The sequence below is a fragment of the Bradyrhizobium zhengyangense genome (genome assembly GCF_022012555.1).
Taxonomy (GTDB): Bacteria; Pseudomonadota; Alphaproteobacteria; order Rhizobiales; family Xanthobacteraceae; genus Bradyrhizobium; species Bradyrhizobium zhengyangense.
Map to the genome: position 1 here is coordinate 83,495 of NZ_JAKLTZ010000014.1, position 18,055 is coordinate 101,549.

The window sequence follows — 18,055 nt, forward strand, 5'->3', positions numbered from 1 at the left end:
TATGGAACTTGATCGGATTGACCGGAAAATCCTCTCAATTTTGCAGGAGGATGGACGAATCGCCAATGTCGAGCTCGCCGAGCGCATCGGCCTGTCGCCGACCTCGGTCGGCGAACGGCTGAAGCGTCTGCAGCGCGAGGGGTTTGTCGAGGGCTATGGGGCGCGGCTCAATCCGCACCGGCTTGGGCTGGGCTTGCTCGTGTTCGTCGAGGTGCTGCTCGACAAGACCACGCCCGACAATTTCGAGCGCTTTGCGCGCGCGGTCAAACTCGCGCCCGAAGTGCTGGAGTGTCACATGGTTGCAGGCGGCTTCGACTATCTGGTGAAAGCGCGGCTCGCGGACATGACCGCATATCGGCGTTTCCTCGGCGAGACCTTGCTGTCGATGCCGGGCGTGCGCGAGACGCGCACCTATGCGGTGATGGAAGAGATCAAGCGCGACGCACCGTTGCCGGTGGGCTGACCACATGCGGTCGCGATTGTCATTGCTGCGGCGTCGATCAGCGATCTCTCAAGGCAAATAGCCTATCGTGTGCAGTCGCAACGCCTGTCGTCGAATGCACTGATCGTCTTCTGAAATTTTCTTGGCCTCACTCCCGGACAAATCCGGGAGGCAGCAAAAGCTGGCGGCTTATACTTTGAGGTTCTCTGCGGAGGTCTTGCCCCGGTTTGCGATCTCTTCGTATTCCACCGTCTGTCCTTCGTTGAGCGAGGACAGGCCGGCTTTCTGCACTGCCGAGATATGCACGAACACATCCTTGCCGCCCGACGCAGGCTGGATAAATCCATAACCCTTGGTCGGGTTGAACCACTTGACCGTACCTTTAGCCATCACGACTTCTCCGCGGGTCTTCCTCCGAGATCACGAACCGCCAGTCCCCGCCAACCGGCCGGTTCGGTCCTACAGGATACGCGGAATGTGGCGGGCTTGGTAGATCAAACCACATCCGCATTTCGCCGAAATTCGCTCAACTTCGCAGCGTTTTTGCCGGTTTTGCCCGTTTCGCGGTCAATTGCGCCTGAGGCCGTCAATAAGTCGCGGCCAGATAGTCGACGATCTTGCCCACGTCGGCATCGTCAATCGGTGCGCCATAGACCTTGATCATCTTGGTCACCTCGGCCTGCCAGAAGCCTTTCTTGTCCTTCATCGGCGGCTGCGTGGCGATGTAGTCGGACGAGTGGCAGGCGGCGCAATTGCCCTGAACCACCTCGAGATTGGGCCCCGGCTTGAAGGCCGCCACCTCGTCCGGCGTCTTGTAACTGACCGGCGCGGCAAGCGCCGAACCCGCCACAGTGATAACGGCAAGCGTGGCGGCGAGGAGAACGGTGCGCTGCATGATCATGCTCCTCAGGCCACGGTGACGCGGGTGGTTTCGACGACGTTGCGCAAATAACCCGCCGGGTTCCAGCGCGGCGTGTCCGGCTGCGTCTCGCCGGAATTGCTGGTGGCGCGCACCTTGAGCTCGACTTGCCCGGCCGCGAGCTTCACGGGCAGCTTCCATTCGCGGAACGAGTAATTGCCCAAATCCTTGCCGAGCTTGGCGGAGGTCCAGGTCTTGCCGCCATCGGTGGAGACTTGGACGTCCTTGATGCCCTTGCCGCTGTCGAAGGCGATGCCGCGCAGCGTCGTGCGTCCCGCCTTCAGCTTGGCGCCATCGGTCACGCTGGTGATGAAGGAGCGGATGGTGAAGCGGTTGATCGGGATCGTCGCCTTCGGCGTCGTGCCAGGCTCGATCGAATTGTCAGGCGTATCGGGAATGCGATAGGCGCCCTTCATCCAGAAACCGTCGAAGACGTTGTCGATGACGGTGATCTCGTTGAGGTGCTTGACCCAGTAGGTGCCGTAATAGCCGGGCACCACCAGGCGCAGCGGGAAGCCGTTGAGGAACGGCAGATCGTCGCCGTTCATGCCGTAGGCCAGCATCACCTCGCCATTGGTGGCATGATCGAGGTCGAGCGCCTTGGCGAAGTCGGGCGTCTTGTCGCTGACCGGTCCGTCCATGCCGGCGAACACGACCTGCTTGGCGCCGGCCTGCACGCCCGCCATCTCGAGCACGGTCTTCAGCGGCACGCCGCGCCAGCGCGCATTGCCCATCGCGCCATTGGCGAGCTGGCCGCCGGCGACGCGCGGCTCCGAGAAGCCGCGGCTGTTGCCGGAGCACTGGTTGACGGCGACGATCTCCGTCGCCTTCATTTTGCGGATGTCCTTCAGCGACAGCTTGAGCGGCTTGTCGACCTTGCCCTTGACCTCGAGCGTGAACTTGTCAGGGTCGAGATCGTAGGGCAGGCCGGCGAGGTGGTAGCGTACGAAGAACGCGTTATTCGGCGTGATCGGGCCGTCGTTGAATATGGCGAACGGCGTCTCGAGCTGCGGCGGCCGGCTGGTCAAGCCGATCATTGGCCGCTTCTGCGGATACTTCACCAGCGGCCGCTCGCCATTGGCGAAGGGCAGGGTAACGGTGTCGAGGGCCAGCGCCTTGGTGGAATTCAGTGTGGCCGCCATGGCGGCAAGGCCCGCTCCTTTGAGCAGGTCGCGTCGGTCGAACATTCAGGTCTCCTCCCGGAGCTTTTCGTTGGTTCGCGGTCATCACCGCAACACCTGCGCTCATCTGTCTCAACCGCCAGGTTGAAGTCAATTCGTGCTTTCGCAGCAAGCCCATGCCGTTGCGCTGCAACAGGGCGGTGTTACACGTTGATGAGAAGCCGCGCTGTGGCGGCGTCGGACGGTGTGCTCCCTCGCCCTGCATGCGGGAGAGGTGAAGAATCAGGCGGCGGCGCGCTCGCCGCCGGCAATGATCGCGGACAATGTCCTGGTGTCGGCAACCACCCGCACCACCATCGGCTCGTCGCGACCGCGGATCGCGACCTCCTGCTTCGGCAGCGTATCCTCGTGAAGACCAGCGGTGCGGCGGACCTCGTCCGAGACGATGGCCTCGCACTGAAGCGTCTTCGTCATGTCCTGGAGCCGGGCGGCGACGTTCACGGCATCGCCGAGCGCGGTGAACACGATGTGGTCGCGATAGCCGATGTCGCCGATGATGACCTCGCCGCCATGGACGCCGATGCCGAAGCGAATCGGCTGGCGCAGATCGTGGCTCAGGAGCTCGTTCAGCTCGTCCACATGGGTCGCAATGCCGGCAACGGCCTTGAGCGCCTGGCGGGAGGCGGTTTGCGGATCGCTGGTCAGGCCGAACAGCGCCAGCATGCCGTCGCCGACGAACTGGTTCGGCTGGCCGCCATTCTCGATCACGGCCTGCGATACCGCACCTAAGAAGCGGTTGACGATGAACACGGTGTCGAACGGCAGCCGCTTCTCGGCAAGCTGCGTCGAGCCGCGCATGTCGACGAAGAGGCTGACGAGATAGCGCTCCTGGCCGATTCGCGCGGGCGAGGACGCCTGGGCGTTGGCCGCCAGCATTTGCGGCATGAACAGCTGGAAGAAGGAGAGATCGCAGTTCGGCCGCAGCTGGCAGGCAAGCCGGATCGAGGGATCGGCGGTCCCGACGCGGGCCAGCACGAAGGCCTCGCGCTGCGAGGGCTCGGGCAGGGCGCCGTGGTCGCCGATGATGCGGATGCGGCAGGTCGAGCAGCGGGCGCGGCCGCCGCAGACGCTGGCATGCGGCACATTGTGGCGCAGGCTCGCTTCCAGGACGGAGAGACCCTTGGGCACGCGCACCGTCTTGCCGTTGCCGTAGGACAGCGCGATCGTGCCGCCGCGCCGCTCGCGCCAGCCGCGCACCCCGCGTGACAGCATCACCAGCCCGAGCAGGCCGAAGTAACCGATCGTCAGTCCGCCGGTGATGCGGTCGAGCGTATCGGCCTGTGCGAACGTGCCGACCTCGCGCTGCGTGTAATTTTGCCGGCGCCAATCGCTGTCCTCGCTGTCCGCGGCGACACTGCGGCCACCCTGGTAGATGCCGAGCAGCGCCAGCGTCGGGATCAGCACGGCGGCTGCGAGCAAATAGGGTGCCGCGCGCGTGAAGAATGGCTTCAGCCGCAGCCAGAAATAGATGCCGATGCAACCGTGGACCCAGGCAACGATCAGCAGGATCGTCATCGTCCAGAGCCGGCCGGGGGCCACGACAAAGAACAGATAGAGCTCCTGCGGATAGAGCTTCTCGTGATCGTACAGCACCTGGCCCAGCCGGATGCCGATCACATGCGCCATCACCAGCGCGGGGATGCTCAGGCCCAGCACCAGCTGGAGCGGCTCGATCGTCCGCCAGCGGAACTGGCGGCGCTGGTACAGCGCATAGACGCCAAGACCCATATGGGTGAACGCCGCGCCATAGAACACGATCGTAACAGGGAGGAACTGCCAGAACGCGGTGTGGTAATAGACCCCGACCTGCATGGCATCGACCGAGATGTTGCCGAGCGCATGGTTGAGGAAATGGCTGACCACGTAAGCGAACAGGATGACGCCGCAGACCAGCCGCACCTGCCGCGCGCTGGTCGAGCGGACGAGTTCGGGCAATCGTGAAAGCGCGGTCGTGGCCATGATTCGGTTGTACCAGTTCACTGAGGAGAACAGCCAGCGGAGAGTTAAATTCCGCGGGCAGACGGCTTACAGGATCACATAACCGACAAGGTTACGTAACGGTAAGTCTCGTAGGCTTGGCAAAGTCCCGTAGGATGCGCAAAGGCGCTCTTGCGCCGTGCCCACGTCTTTCCATCAAATAGGCAAGACGTGGGCACGCTTCGCTTTGCCCACCCTACGAGACCGTCCGCACATTGACTCCCCCTCCCAAGTCAGGGAAAAGCGCGGCCGTGACGCTGGCTCTCGACATCACCGCAAAGCCCAATGGCGCATCGCGCCGGCCGCTCGTCGCGGCCGCGCTGGTGATCGCCGCGATGACCGTGCTCCGCCTTGTCTATGCCTCTGTTATCGAGCTGCGCACCGACGAGGCCTATTATTGGACCTGGTCGAAGGAGGGGGCGCTCAGCTTCCTCGATCATCCGCCCGGCATCGCCTGGCTCATCCGCTTCGGCACCCTCATTTTCGGTGACAGCGCACTGGGCGTCCGCTTCGGTGGCATCGTCGCGATGCTGGTGACGCAGTGTCTGCTCGCCGACATCGTTCGCCGCCTCACCCACGACGCGCGCGCCATCGCGATTGCAGTGCTGATGCCGGAAGCCGCGCTCTATTATGGTCTGTTGATGGCCAAGGTCGCCCCCGACGTCGCCATGATTCCGTTCGCGGTGGCGATGATGTGGTCGCTGGTGCTGATAGCACAAAGTGGCGACGGCCGCTGGTGGCTCGCGGCCGGCTTGTTCGCCGGCCTGTCGCTGCTGTCGAAATTCACCGTCATCATGTTCGCGCCTGCGGTCGCCGCCTTTCTTCTGGTGCCGGACTGGCGCTGGCGCTGGCTGCGCAGCCCGTATCCTTACCTTGCGCTGCTGATCGCAATCGTCGTGTTCTCGCCGGTCCTGATCTGGAACGCGCAGCACGACTGGGCCTCGTTCCGTTTCCAGGGCGTGCGCGCCACCGCCAATTACGGGATCTCGCTGCGCACCCTCGGCGACTACATCGGCTTGCAATTCGGCCTCGTCGGTTTCGTGATGCTGCCGGTGGTGTTGTCCGGTCTGGTGATGACGGCGTGGCGTGGCTATCGCTCCCGCGAGTCGGTTGCGATCCTGCTGTCGACGGCAGTGCTGGTGCCGTTCGTCTATTTCTTCTTCAAGTCGCTGACACTCAGGGTCGGCGATACCTGGCCGATGTTCATGTGGCCTGTTGGCTTCGCGGCTGCTGCAGTGAATCTTGTGCTGATACGGAGAGAAGGCTGGTCGGCGCGGGCGCTCCGCTCGGGCCTCTTCTGGGTCAACACGGCGCTGGTGTCGGGGATCGCCTTCGTCGTGATCGTGTTCCTCTATTATGTCGCCGCGCCCTGGAATTTCCTCGGCAGGATGGATCCGATCGGCGCCGAGGCCGGCTTTGAGCAGGTCGCCGCGCGCGCGCAGGCCGTGCTGGATGAGACCGGCGCGACCTGGATCGCGACCACGGATTACCGCACCTACGCGATGATGCGCTGGCTGTTCCGCGGCCGGGTGCCCGTGGTCGAAATCAACGAACGTGGCCGCTTCCAGGATTTTCGCGATCCCGGCATGGACAGGATCAAGGGCCATGCGGGACTCTATATTGGTCGTCAGCCCGATGATCGTTTACCGCTGTGGCAGACGATCCCCGCCAAGCGTGAGCAACTTGGCCAGGTTGAGCGCCGCTGGCGTGGCGTCCTGATCGACACTTACACGCTCGACAAGCTCACCGGATGGACCCCGGAGCTCACCCCGCCAAAGGACTCGCCGCTGTTCCAGTGGCGGGTGCTGGCTCTAAGAGCTACTCCTCCTCTTTCCGCCGCAGCAGATCCGTCGCGAGATCCGACAGTTTCGGCGGCGGCAGCGCGGCGAACGGCAGCGGCCTCGTGACGTCGATCGCCGCCAAGCCAAGCCGCGCCGTCAGCAGGCCGTTGAGCATGCCTTCACCAAGCCGCTGCGACAGCTTTGCCGCAATCCCGTGCCCGAGCACCTGCTGCATCAGGCTGTCGCTGGCCGCGAGGCCGCCGGTGATGGCCAGATGGGCGATGACGTGGCGGAGCAAACGGATCATGCCGAGCGTGCCGGGCCGGCCGCCATAAAGGCGGGCAAGCTGGCGGATCAGGCGCAACGAGGCCACGAACACGAACAGCACGTCGAACAGCGCGCGCGGCGACACCGCCGTGACGATCGACACCCGCTGCGCCGCCGACGACACCAGCCGCCGCGCCTCCGCATCCAGCGGCGACATCAATTCGCGCTCGGCGAGCCGGATCATGTCTGCGCCGTCGATGATCTCGCCTGTGTGGCTTTCGAGTGCGGCACGGGCGCGTGCGAGCTGCGGGTTCTGGTGCGCGATCGCGATCAGGTCCTGCACGATGGCGCGGCTCTCCCCGCGATCGTCGCTGGCCAGCACCTCGGCGGCGCGCCGATGCAGTTTTTCGATCGTTGCAAGCCGGGCGAGGCCAAATGCCTCGCGTCCGATCACCACAGCGAGCGCCAGCGTGGTGACGAAGGCCAGCGCAACCCCGACGAAGCCGAGGCTTTCGCTGCGTGCAAACAGATCCTCGATCAGACGGACCACGCCAAGCCCGGTGCCGAGCAGCGTGAGGCCGGCGACGCCGGACCAGAACAGCACGCCCCAGCGAAAGCCACGCCGCGCCGGAAGCGCTGTCTCGATCGGCACCGGCAAGGTCGACGGATCGTGCTCCGGCGTGATCTGGACGGTGGTGCGGCCGAGCCGGCTGGTTTCGTCGGCTTCGGTGACGACGACATCGGGATCGTCGAGCCGGAACGTCGCCGGCCGCCGTGGCTTCGATCGGTCGTTCATACGAGCTTGTCTCCGATCAGGAACTGCAAGGCACGGTCGAGGCGGATGTGAGGCAGCGTCGGCTCTTCCGTCCCCTCGCGTTCGAGCTTGGGCGGGCGGAAGCGCAGGAAGCGGAAATCGCTCTTCTCGGCGGCTTCGGTGGAGAGGCCGCGGAACGCATCGGTGCCGTTGAACATTGGTTCGGGATCCAGCGGTAGGTCGCCCGGAAAGGTCGCGACCTCGGTGTTGCCGTCGAAGAACTCGCCATTCGCGCTCTCGCCCGCGGCCGGCGTGCCCAGGATCGAGGGCAATTTGTCGCGGCCATGCGCAACCTGCGCCTCGCGCGTGGCGCGGACGGCGGAGAGTGCCACGACATCGATCGCAGCGCCGGTGTCTTCGGCGCGTGCCGCAGCGCGAGTGACCGCGCGGCGCAGCACGGCCTCGAGGCGGTCGTGGCTGGAATGATGCAGATGGTCCGCCTTCGTTGCCGCGAACAGGATGCGATCGATGCGCGGCCTGAACATGCTGGAGAGGAAGGTGCTGCGGCCGATGTTGAAGCAATCGAGAATGCCAGATAGCGCCGCTTCGAGATCGTGCAGCGCCTCCGGTCCTGCATTGAATGCGGCGAGCGCATCGGCCAGCACGATCTGGCGGTCGAGCCGGGCGAAATGATCGCGAAAGAACGGCCGCACCACGATGTCCTTGTAGGCTTCAAAGCGGCGCACCATCATCGCCCACAGCGATCCCTCCGGTGCTTGTCCGCCTGAGGGCACTTCGAGCGGGGCGAAGGTCAGCGCCGGCGTATCGGCGAGACTGCCGGGCATCAAAAAGCGGCCGGGCGGCAGCAGGCTCATGGCAAAGCGCTCGTCGCGGCAGGCGCGCAGATATTGGGTGAAGAGCTTTGCAGCGGTGAGCGTCGCCTGCTCGTCCTCGCGCGCCTCGGGTTTCAGCGTCGCCAGATGCGCGTGCCAATCGGCGGCAAGATGCGCGCGCGGCGTCTCGCGCGACAGCGCCAGGCTCTCGGCGGACCATTGCTCGTAGCTTTTCTGAAGCAGCGGCAGATCGAGCAGCCATTCGCCTGGATAATCGACGATGTCGAGCGTCAGCGTGCGGTCGGCGCCGTTCTGGCGCTGGTAGTCGATCACGAGACGGAGCTCGCTGATGTCGACGGTCGAGCTCGGCCAGCGCCGCTCCTCGATCAGCGCGCGCAGATGGCTCTCGTAGGAAAAGCGCGGCACGGCATCATCAGGCTGCGGCGCCAGATGCGCCCGCGCGATCCGGCCCGATGAATAGGCCTCGAATACCGGAAACCGGCCGCCGCGCGTCAGCCCGTGGATCAGCGCGGTGATGAATACGGTCTTACCGGCGCGCGACAGGCCGGTGACACCAAGCCGCACCGTCGGGTTGAAGAAGTGCTCGCCATAGTCGATCAGCGCCCGGGCCGACAGGCGCGCCTCTTCGACCATATCCTGGAAACTGAATGCCATATGAACGTGATTAATCTCGGGCGGGCGGAACAGTGAAGCCGTTCACAAAAGTGGCAATTGCGTGAGGAAAATCAAGCTTCATACTTCCACCGCCTTTGTCGGCAAATCAGCCGATTGAACGACGCGCCGATCCCGAAAGACCCATACAAAAACGGCATTATCTCAGCCTTTGCGGATTGCCATGACCGTCTTCCAATTGAAACAACTTGCATCCACCTCCGTCCACGCCGCAGCCGACGCGATCCGCTGGAATTACGATCGCGCCGAGCTGATCGCCGACGGCATCATCCATGGGATCGGCGTGCTTGCCGGCATCATCGCTGCGACCGTGCTGATGGTGCTGGCAGCGGTCTATGCCGATGGCACCGACATTGTCGGCGTCTCGATCTATGTCGCGGGGCTGCTCTCGATGCTGGTGCTGTCCGCGACCTATAATCTCTGGCCAGTCTCGCCCGCCAAATGGCTGCTGCGCCGCTTCGACCATTCCGCGATTTATCTTTTGATCGCCGCGACCTACACGCCTTTCATTCTGGAGGTGAGGGACAGCGCGTTCGCGCTGGTGCTGCTCGCGGGCGTCTGGTGTGCCGCGATATCAGGCATCGTGCTGAAACTTTTTTATCCCGGCCGGTTTGATCGTGTCTCGGTCGGCATCTATCTCGTCATGGGCTGGAGTGGTGTGATGCTCTACGGACCCGTGGTCCAGGCGCTGCCCGCGCTCGCGCTCGGCTTCATCCTTGCGGGCGGCCTGCTCTACAGTTTTGGCGTGATCTTCCACGCCTGGCGGCGGTTGCGTTTCCAGAACGCGATCTGGCATGGCTTTGTCTTGGCCGGCGCGGCATGCCATTATACCGCGGTGCTCGACCTCGTGCTGAACTGAGCACGTCCCGCGACGCGGGATGAGACCACACAAGGCGAGATCGTACAAGAAAAGAGGAGACGTCGCATGCAGGTGACCGGCAAAGTCGTGGTCGTCACGGGCGGCGCCAATGGCATCGGCAAGGCGCTGTGCGAAGCCTTTCACAAGGCGGGGGCCGCCAAGGTTGTCGTTGCGGACATGGATGCCGCCAACGCGCGGGCCGTCGCCGCCACGGTGGACGGCGCGGCGTTCAGATGCGACGTCGCGCAGGAAAAGGAGGTCGCGCACGTCATCGAGGAGACCGAGCGGCAGTTTGGCCCTATTGGTCTCTTTTGCTCGAACGCCGGCATCGGTGGCGGCTTCGATCCGATGTCGCTGAATGCCGGCGGCGCCTCCGACGAGCCGTGGCAACGCAGCTGGGCGATCCACGTCATGGCGCATGTCTATGCGGCGCGGCATCTGATCCCCCGCATGAAGGCACGCGGCGGCGGCTATTTCCTCAACACCATCTCGGCCGCGGGCCTGCTGTCGCAGGTCGGCAGCCCAGCCTATTCTACCACCAAGCATGCCGCAGTGGGCTTTGCCGAGAACCTCGCGATCTCGCACAAGGCGCACAATATCAAGGTCTCGATCCTCTGCCCGCAGGGTGTCGACACCAACATGCTGCGCTCGATCCCGAAGGGCCCGCAATCCGGCGACGGCGACCTCACGCCCGAGCAGGTGGCGAAGGATGTGCTCGCCGGTCTCGAGCAGGAGACCTTCCTGATCCTGCCGCACCCCCAGGTGCTCGGCTACATGCGCAAGAAGACCGAGAACTACGACCGCTGGATCGGCGGCATGGCCAAGATCCAGGCCAAGATGCGGGAAGAGTTCGGGAAGTAATCTTCTGTAGCCCGGATTGCGCTTCGCTCCATCCGGGCTACGCGCTCCCCTAATGCTTCTGCCCGTACAGCACCGGCACCGCCGAATCCACGACCACCTCCACCAGGCTCGTGCCCTCAAACGCCATGCCGCGCTTCAGCGCCTCGCCGAGCTCCGCCGCCTTGCTCACGCGCACCGCATGGCAGCCCATGCCTTCGGCGAGACGGACGAAGTCGATCCCTGGCAGCTCCAGCCCCGGCACGTTGCGCACCTGCATCACCTGGCTGAACGAGCGCATCGCGCCGTAACCGGAATTATTGATGACGACGATGGTCAGCGGCAGCTTGCGCTGAGCGGCGGTCCACAGCGCCTGGATCGAGTACATCGCCGAGCCGTCGCCGATCAGGCACACGGTGCGCTGCTTCGGCTTGCCCAGTGCCATGCCGACTGCAGCGGGGAGAGAGTAGCCGAGGCCGCCGCTCGACATCGTGTAAAAACTATCCTGGCCGCGCATCGGCAGGAATTTCTGCATCGCGGGCCGATGTGAGGGCACTTCCTCGACCAGTGACGCGCCATCCGGCATCGCCTGCGACAGCGAGTGCAGCAGGAACTCGACCGGCAGCGGATCGGCGGCCTGCGGCGCCGGCGGCAGTGTGCGGCCTCTTGGCGCGGCGCGTTTGCTCTCGGGCAGCAGGTCGAGCAGCGCGCTCAGCGCTGGCTTCATCGTCGCGATGATGCTGGTGCCTGAAGGCGTCACCGCGGCTGCATCCGCATCATCCGTGATCTGGAAGATGGTGGCGCCGCCATCGAAGATCGCGGCATGGCCCTCGACATGGAAGGTGAAGACAGGCGCGCCGATCACGACGACCAGGTCGTGCTCGCGCAGCGCGTCGGACAGCTGCGCGGGCGAAGCGTGCAGGAAGCCGGCAAATTGCGGATGGCGCTCGGGGAACGAGCAGCGCGCCGAGAACGGGCTGACCCAGACGCTCGCCTTCGCCTTCTCGGCGACGCGCACCATCAAATCGACCGCGCCGGCGCGGTCGACGCCGGGGCCGACGACGAGGGCAGGGTGCTTTGCCGAACCGAGTGCGGCGACCAGCGCCTTCATCGCCTCGGGCTCAGGGCCGATCTCGCGGCTGACCTTGCGCGCATCGACCGGCGCGGTCGCGTGCGTCCAGTCGTCGATCGGGATCGACACGAAGGTCGGCCCGCAGGGCGGCTGCATCGCGGTGTAATAGGCCCGCGCGATTGCGGCGGGCACGTCTTCGGGCCGCGCCGGCTCGACGCTGTATTTCACATAGGGCCGCGGAAACTCCGAGGCGCGCTCGGCATAGAGGAACGCCTGCAGCGGCAGGATCGAGCGCGCCTGCTGGCCCGCGGTGATGACCAGCGGCGTCTGGTTGCGATGCGCGGTGTAGATGTTGCCGAGCGCGTTGCCGACGCCGGCGGCCGAATGCAGATTGACGAAGCCCGCATTGCGCGTCGCCTGCGCATAACCGTCGGCCATGCCGACGGCGGAGGCTTCCTGCAGTGCCAGAACATAGTCGATGTCGTCAGGCCAGTCGGAAAGGAACGGCAGCTCGGTCGAGCCAGGGTTGCCGAACACGCGTCTGATGCCGAAGGCGCGCAGCAGGTCGAGCGTCGCCTGCTTGACGGTGACGGACTTGCTGCCGGTCTTGCCGTTCTTGGACATTGGTTTCCGTCCCTATCAACTCTTCGGGGTGAACATCTAACAGATCACCACACCGCCGTCCCCTTCATCGTCGGCTGCCCCTCCGCATTCGCGGTCCACAGCTCCATGCCGTCGGCCGTCTCGTTGGCGTTGACGGAGAACTCCGTGCCCTCGAACAACGGCTGCACCCCGCGATAGGTGAACTTCTTCGGCGCCTTGCCGCTGCGAAGTTTCGCCGCCATCTCGATGATGAGCGCCGCCTGCAACGGGCCGTGGAAGATCAGGCCCGGATAGCCCTCCACTTTGGTGACATAGTCACGGTCGTAATGAATGCGGTGGCCGTTGAAGGTCAGCGCCGAGTAGCGAAACAGCAGCACGGGATCGGACACATGTGTCTCGCGGTGCTGCGCCTTCGGCGGCGGAGGCGGAGATTTCGCGGCTGCGGGCGCGCTGCTCGTCACCTCGCGATAGACGATGTCCTGCCGCTCGCGGATGGCGATGCCGCGCGGCGAGGAGACGCTATGTTCGACCGAGACGAAGCACAGTGTGCCGGTCGAACCCGTCTTCACCTGCACGTCGGCAATGCGCGAGGTCCGGGTCGATTCGTCGCCGACGCGCAGCGGCTGCAGGAATTCGATCTCGCCGCCGGCCCACATCCGGCGCGGCAGCGGCACCGGCGGCAGGAAGCCGCCGCGGGTCGGATGGCCGTCGGGCCCGAGCATCGACATCGGAAATACCGGCTGAGCCAGGCACCAATGCACCGTGAACGGCGCGGCATCGCCCGCCTTGGGTGCACCGACGTCCTGGAACAGCGTCGCGCGCAGGCCCATGACGAGCTGCGCAGTGACGATGTCGCTGGCCTCGGTGCTGCGGCCGATCCATTGCCTGAGGTGATCGATGTCGAGCTTCTCGGTCATGATGCCTCGCTCTTGTTACGTCTTGGGCTTTTCGCCGATGGCGGGCACGGCGCCGTAGGTGCGCGTCTCGCCGACGATGATCGGCGCCGGCGCGGGATAGCTGACGCGGCCGTTCGGCGTATCCACCTCGATGCGGCGTAGATGCGGATGGTTGGTGAGGTCGGCCATCGTGTTGACCTCGGCGAAGGCGATGTCGGCATCGGACAGCCGCTTCAAGAGCTCATCGCGCGTCATCCTGCCGAAGATATCTGCCACCGTCTGGTCGGTGAAGTCGCGGTTGCGCACGCGCTCCACCATGTTGGCGACGCGGGGGTCCTTGGGCAGATCCGGCCGGTCCAGCACCTCGGCGCAGAGCGTCTTCCATTCGCGCTCGCTCTGGATCGAGATCAGGATATCCTTGCCGTCTTTCGACGTGAACACGCCGTAGGGCGCGATCGAGGGATGGCGCAGCCCCATGCGCTTCGGCGGATTGCCGGCCTCGGCGTTGAGCAGCGGCACGGTGCACCAGTCGGCCATCACGTCGAACATGGAGATGCGGATGTCACAGCCCTTGCCGGTGCGCCCGCGCGCGATCAGCGCTTCCAAAATCGCCGCATGCGCAGTCGCGCCGGTCGCGACGTCGACGATCGACATGCCGACGCGCGAAGCGCCGTCAGGATTGCCGGTGATCGAGGCCAGCCCGCTCTCGGCCTGGATCAGCAAATCATAGGCCTTGCGGTGCGCGTAGGGGCCCTCGTCGCCATAACCGGTAATCGTGCAGGAGATCAGCCTGGGATAATCCTTCAGCAGGCGCTCGCGCGAAAAACCGAGCTTGTCCATCGAGCCGGGCTTGAGGTTCTGCACCAGCACGTCAGCGCTCGCGATCAGCTTTTCCAACTCGGCGCGCCCCTCCTTGGTGGCGAGGTCGACCACGGCCGATTGCTTGCCGCGATTGAGCCAGACGAAATAGCTGCTCTGGCCCTTCGCCGCCGCGTCATAGCCGCGGGCGAAATCGCCTTCCGGCCGCTCGATCTTGATGACCTCCGCCCCGGCATCCGCCAGCCGCGACGAGCAGAACGGCGCCGCCACGGCCTGCTCAACCGCAATCACCCTTATCCCGTCAAGAGCTCCCATGGTGCGACCTCAGTACGAGCGGGGCATGCCGAGCACATGCTCGGCGATGAAGGACAGCACGAGATTGGTCGAGATCGGCGCGACCTGATAGAGCCGCGTCTCGCGGAATTTGCGCTCGACGTCGTATTCCTCGGCAAAGCCAAAACCGCCATGGGTCTGGATGCAGGCATTCGCCGCTTCCCATGACGCATCGGCTGCCAGCATCTTGGCCATGTTGGCCTCCGCGCCGCAATCGAGCCCGGCCTCGTACTTGCGCGTCGCTTCCTTCACCATCAGCTCGGCCGCACGCATCGAGGCATAGGCCTTGGCGATGGGAAACTGGATGCCCTGGTTCTGGCCTATGGGACGGCCGAACACCGCGCGCTCCTTGGCGTAATTCGTCGCCTTGGCGATGAACCACTTCGCATCGCCGATGCATTCGGCCGCGATCAAGATGCGCTCGGCGTTCATGCCGGAGAGGATGTAGCGGAAGCCCTTGCCTTCCTCGCCGATCAGATTCTCCGCCGGCACCTTCATGTCGGTAAAGAACACTTCGGTCGTGGCGTGGTTCATCATGGTGCGGATCGGGCGGATCTCGAGCCCATTGTTCTTGGCCTCGCGCATGTCGACGATGAACACGGAGAGCCCGTCGGTGCGCTTCTTGACCTGCTCCTTCGGCGTGGTGCGGGCCAGCAGCACCATCAAATCGGAATGCTCGGCGCGGCTGGTCCAGATCTTCTGGCCGTTGACGATATAGCTGTCGTTGCCTTCCTTGCGCGCGAAAGTCTTCAGCGAGGACGTATCAGTGCCGCTGGTCGGCTCGGTGACGCCGAACGCCTGCAGGCGCAACTCGCCGCTGGCGATCTTCGGCAGGTATTTGGCCTTCTGTTCGGCATTGCCGTGCCGCAGCACCGTGCCCATCGTGTACATCTGCGCATGGCAGCCGCCGCCGTTGCAGCCTGCGCGCTGGATCTCCTCCAGGATCGCCGCCGCCGCGGACAGCTTCAGACCCGCGCCGCCATATTCCTCCGGGATCAGCACCGAGAGATAGCCGGCCTCAGTCAGCGCATCGACGAAAGCCTTGGGGTAAGCCATCTCGCGATCCAGCTTGCGCCAGTATTCGCCGGGAAACTGCGCGCACAACTTTGCGACGGCATCGCGGATATCGGCGTAATCTTCGCTGTGGTGTTGTTCGCTCATGGCGTTTCCTGTTTGGTGCGGCAGTCAAGATAACGCCGGCCGATCCTCTGGCGTTGTGAAAACATCGCCAGCCCCCTATGCTCATTTGCTATAGCGTATGGAGTAGCCTTCCAGGATTGGCAAGTATGGATTTCCGGCAGCTCAGGACCTTCAGTTGCGTGGCGGAGCTCGGCAGCCTGAGCAAGGCCTCCGACACGCTGCGTGTGGCGCAGCCTGCGCTCTCCCGGCAGATCAAGCTGCTGGAGCACGAGCTGCGCACGGAACTGTTCACCCGCAACGGTCGCGGCATGGTGCTGACGGAAGCGGGTCGGCTGCTGCTGGCGCGCACCTCCGGCATCGTCCGGCAGATCGACCAGATCCGCGATGACATCCAGTCGGCCAAGGGGCCGCCGTCCGGACAGGTCGTGCTCGGCCTGGTTCCGACCGTGAGCTGCGTGCTGTCGGCGCGCTTTGCGCGGCGCTGCGTCGAAAAATTTCCCGGCATCTCGCTGCGCATCGTCGAGAGCTACAGCGGCCATATCGTCGAATGGCTGCATCGCGGCGAGATGGATCTCGCCATCCTCTACGGCCGTTCCGCCGATCTGCATCTCAATGTGCAGAGCCTGGGGCGCGACAACATCGTCGCGGTCGGCCCGCGCGGCTGCGGCCTCGCGCGCAAGAAGAGCGTCGATATCGGCTGGCTGCTGCGGCAGCGGCTGGTGCTCCCAAGTCATTCCCACGGCCTCCGCGCGCTGATCGAGCACGCCGCCGCCCAGCGCAAAATCAAGCTCAACGTCCAGCTCGAGGCGGATTCGTTCCGCGTGCTGACGAGCCTCGTCGAGGAAGGGCTCGGCTTTGCGCTGCTGCCGCCATCGTCGGTCCACGCCGAGGTCGCCGACGGCAGGCTGGAAACGGCAATGGTGTCCAAGCCGATGACGCGCGAGCTCATTTTCGCTTCTCCGATCGACCGCCCGGCCTCGACGGCCTCGCTCGCCGTGACTGCACTGCTGCGCGAGGAAGTCGCCGCCTGCCGCAAGGAAGGCGTGTGGGATATCAAGCTGAGTTAGATGTGCTGGTGTCGTAGACCAGCCGGGCGCTGCGTTGTCTTCGCATCTGGCGCGACCTGTCATGCCGAAATTTTATAGCTGGGGCTCCGCACTCCGCTGTCATTGCCCGCGAAAGCGGGCAATCCTGTATTCCAGAGACGGCGCGGCGAGAGCCGAGAAGCCGCGGCCTACTGGATGCCCCGCTTTCGCGGAGCATGACGGCGGAGATTGAGGATGCGGATTGCCTTAACGGCGAAGCTCCGGAGGATCGAGCTCAGCCCGGAATCCTCACCGGCAGCGTCTCGTACCCCTTGATGAAGCTGGAATAGATCCGCTTCGGCTCGCCGACCACCTCGATCCGGTCGAACCGCTTCAGCATCTCCTCCCAGACGATGCGCAGCTGCAGCTCGGCGAGCCGCATGCCGACGCAGCGGTGAATGCCGAAGCCGAAGGAGAGGTGCGTGCGCGGCCGGGCGCGGTCGATGATGAAGTCGTTCGGCCGCTCGATCATCTCCTCGTCGCGGTTGCCCGAGACGTACCACATCACGACGCGGTCGCCCTTCTTGATGTGCTTGCCGTTGATCTCGGTATCCTGGAGCGCGGTGCGGCGCATATGCGCCAGCGGCGTCTGCCAGCGGATCACCTCGGGCACCATGGTGTCGATCAGGCCAGGGTTGGCGCGCAGCTTGTCGTATTGTTCAGGATTCTCATTCAGCGCCAGGACCGAGCCGGTCATGGTGTTGCGCGTGGTGTCGTTGCCGCCGACGATGAGCAGGATGATGTTGCCCATCAGATTGTCGGGGTCCATGAAGCGCGTGGCGTCGTTGTGGGCCATCAGCGACAAGAGGTCGTTGCGCGGCGCGGAGTTGACGCGCTCGTTCCACAGCTTCGACATGTAGGCGTAGCATTCGTCCATCTCGCGGCGGCGCTCTTCGGCCGAAGCGACGATGCCGCTCTTGGGCAGCGCGGTCGAGACGTCGGACCAGCGCGTCAGTTTGCGCCGCTCCTCCCAGGGGAAGTCGAACAGCGTTGCCAGCATCTGCGTCGTCAGCTCGATCGAGACGCGCTCGACGAAATTGAAGGTCTCGTTGCGCGGCAGATTGTCCAGCACGGTCTGCGAGCGCTGGCGGATCAGTTTTGCGAGCTCGTCAAGATGCGTCGGCGTGAACATCGGCGACACGGTCTTGCGCTGCGACGAGTGTTTGGGCTGGTCCATCGCAATGAAGCTCGGCCAGTCGTAGCCCTCAGGCACGTCGCGGATCGAGATGCCGCCGAGCGTCGAGTCCGACGAGAAGATGCCGTGGTTGGTGTCGACATGCATGATGTCGTTGTATTTCACCACCGACCAATACGGCTCGATCGGCGCATTGGTGCAGTAATGCACCGGCTCCTCCTTGCGCAACCGCTCGAACCACGGCCACAGCGTGTCGTCCTGGAACAGCCTGGGCGCGCCCGGATGAAAATTCTTCAGCGGCGTTGCATAGGCTTCCTCGCGCGCGCGCCGCATGCGTTCGGCCTTGTCGGCCTTGACCGGGGTCTGAATGTTCATGGGCAGTCGCTCCAGTAGGTTCGTTCACGCCGTCGCAGTGGCGCGTCGTCGCAA

General features: G+C 64.6%; 16 protein-coding genes. 5 read left to right on the forward strand and 11 right to left on the reverse strand.

What is annotated here, in order from left to right; genetic code table 11:
- Position 1: 1 nt before the first annotated feature.
- Positions 2 to 463, forward strand: a complete 462-nt coding sequence (locus L6639_RS34195) for an Lrp/AsnC ligand binding domain-containing protein (protein WP_194464197.1) — start codon at positions 2 to 4, stop codon at positions 461 to 463.
- Between the two features lie 168 nt (positions 464 to 631).
- On the opposite strand, the gene L6639_RS34200 is transcribed toward L6639_RS34195, so the two are convergent.
- From L6639_RS34200 to L6639_RS34215, 4 genes are all read right to left on the reverse strand, one after another.
- Entirely contained in the window at positions 632 to 832 is a 201-nt protein-coding gene (locus L6639_RS34200; protein WP_008134691.1) for a cold-shock protein, read from the reverse strand.
- Positions 833 to 1,028: 196 nt separating this feature from the next.
- Complete coding sequence (sorB, locus tag L6639_RS34205; protein WP_237866015.1) at positions 1,029 to 1,337, reverse strand: SorB family sulfite dehydrogenase c-type cytochrome subunit; 309 nt, start codon at positions 1,335 to 1,337, stop codon at positions 1,029 to 1,031.
- Positions 1,338 to 1,348: 11 nt separating this feature from the next.
- On the reverse strand, positions 1,349 to 2,548 hold the full coding sequence (sorA, locus tag L6639_RS34210; protein ID WP_237866016.1) for a SorA family sulfite dehydrogenase catalytic subunit: 1,200 nt from the start codon (positions 2,546 to 2,548) through the stop codon (positions 1,349 to 1,351).
- Positions 2,549 to 2,764: 216 nt separating this feature from the next.
- Positions 2,765 to 4,501, reverse strand: coding sequence for an adenylate/guanylate cyclase domain-containing protein (locus tag L6639_RS34215; protein ID WP_237866017.1), 1,737 nt, complete (start codon positions 4,499 to 4,501; stop codon positions 2,765 to 2,767).
- A 353-nt stretch (positions 4,502 to 4,854) separates the two neighbouring features.
- Here L6639_RS34215 and L6639_RS34220 point away from each other — a divergent pair, with 353 nt between their 5' ends.
- The gene (locus L6639_RS34220) at positions 4,855 to 6,426 is read left to right on the forward strand and encodes a glycosyltransferase family 39 protein (protein WP_237866060.1); all 1,572 of its coding nucleotides are present in this window, start codon (positions 4,855 to 4,857) and stop codon (positions 6,424 to 6,426) included.
- Here the strand turns inward: L6639_RS34220 and L6639_RS34225 are convergent.
- Both L6639_RS34225 and L6639_RS34230 read right to left on the reverse strand, forming a co-directional pair.
- Positions 6,338 to 7,363, reverse strand: coding sequence for a YcjF family protein (locus L6639_RS34225; RefSeq protein WP_237866018.1), 1,026 nt, complete (start codon positions 7,361 to 7,363; stop codon positions 6,338 to 6,340). The genes L6639_RS34220 and L6639_RS34225 overlap by 89 nt on opposite strands.
- Complete coding sequence (locus tag L6639_RS34230) at positions 7,360 to 8,829, reverse strand: YcjX family GTP-binding protein (protein ID WP_237866019.1); 1,470 nt, start codon at positions 8,827 to 8,829, stop codon at positions 7,360 to 7,362. The genes L6639_RS34225 and L6639_RS34230 overlap by 4 nt, the downstream gene beginning before the upstream one ends.
- Before the next feature lie 181 nt (positions 8,830 to 9,010).
- Between L6639_RS34230 and trhA the strand changes: the two genes are divergently transcribed.
- Positions 9,011 to 9,706 carry a PAQR family membrane homeostasis protein TrhA gene (gene trhA, locus L6639_RS34235; RefSeq protein WP_237866020.1) on the forward strand — a complete coding sequence of 232 codons (696 nt, stop codon included), beginning with the start codon at positions 9,011 to 9,013 and terminating at the stop codon, positions 9,704 to 9,706.
- Positions 9,707 to 9,772: 66 nt separating this feature from the next.
- The gene (locus tag L6639_RS34240) at positions 9,773 to 10,567 is read left to right on the forward strand and encodes an SDR family oxidoreductase (protein WP_237866021.1); all 795 of its coding nucleotides are present in this window, start codon (positions 9,773 to 9,775) and stop codon (positions 10,565 to 10,567) included.
- Between the two features lie 49 nt (positions 10,568 to 10,616).
- Here L6639_RS34240 and mdlC read toward each other — a convergent pair whose 3' ends face one another.
- From mdlC to L6639_RS34260, 4 genes are read right to left on the reverse strand one after another with little or no spacing between them, the layout of a single operon-like run.
- Positions 10,617 to 12,239, reverse strand: coding sequence for a benzoylformate decarboxylase (mdlC, locus tag L6639_RS34245; protein ID WP_237866022.1), 1,623 nt, complete (start codon positions 12,237 to 12,239; stop codon positions 10,617 to 10,619).
- A gap of 44 nt (positions 12,240 to 12,283) precedes the next feature.
- Positions 12,284 to 13,135, reverse strand: a complete 852-nt coding sequence (locus L6639_RS34250; RefSeq protein WP_237866023.1) for an HTD2 family dehydratase — start codon at positions 13,133 to 13,135, stop codon at positions 12,284 to 12,286.
- Positions 13,136 to 13,150: 15 nt separating this feature from the next.
- Entirely contained in the window at positions 13,151 to 14,248 is a 1,098-nt protein-coding gene (locus L6639_RS34255; protein WP_237866024.1) for a CaiB/BaiF CoA transferase family protein, read from the reverse strand.
- Between the two features lie 9 nt (positions 14,249 to 14,257).
- A complete protein-coding gene (locus L6639_RS34260; RefSeq protein ID WP_237866025.1) occupies positions 14,258 to 15,427 on the reverse strand; it encodes an acyl-CoA dehydrogenase family protein in 1,170 nt (389 codons plus the stop codon).
- Positions 15,428 to 15,552: 125 nt separating this feature from the next.
- On the opposite strand from L6639_RS34260, the gene L6639_RS34265 reads away from it, so the two are divergent.
- A complete protein-coding gene (locus L6639_RS34265) occupies positions 15,553 to 16,473 on the forward strand; it encodes a LysR substrate-binding domain-containing protein (protein ID WP_237866026.1) in 921 nt (306 codons plus the stop codon).
- Positions 16,474 to 16,726: 253 nt separating this feature from the next.
- On the opposite strand, the gene L6639_RS34270 is transcribed toward L6639_RS34265, so the two are convergent.
- Positions 16,727 to 18,001, reverse strand: a complete 1,275-nt coding sequence (locus L6639_RS34270; RefSeq protein ID WP_237866027.1) for a cytochrome P450 — start codon at positions 17,999 to 18,001, stop codon at positions 16,727 to 16,729.
- Between the last annotated feature and the right edge of the window lie 54 nt (positions 18,002 to 18,055).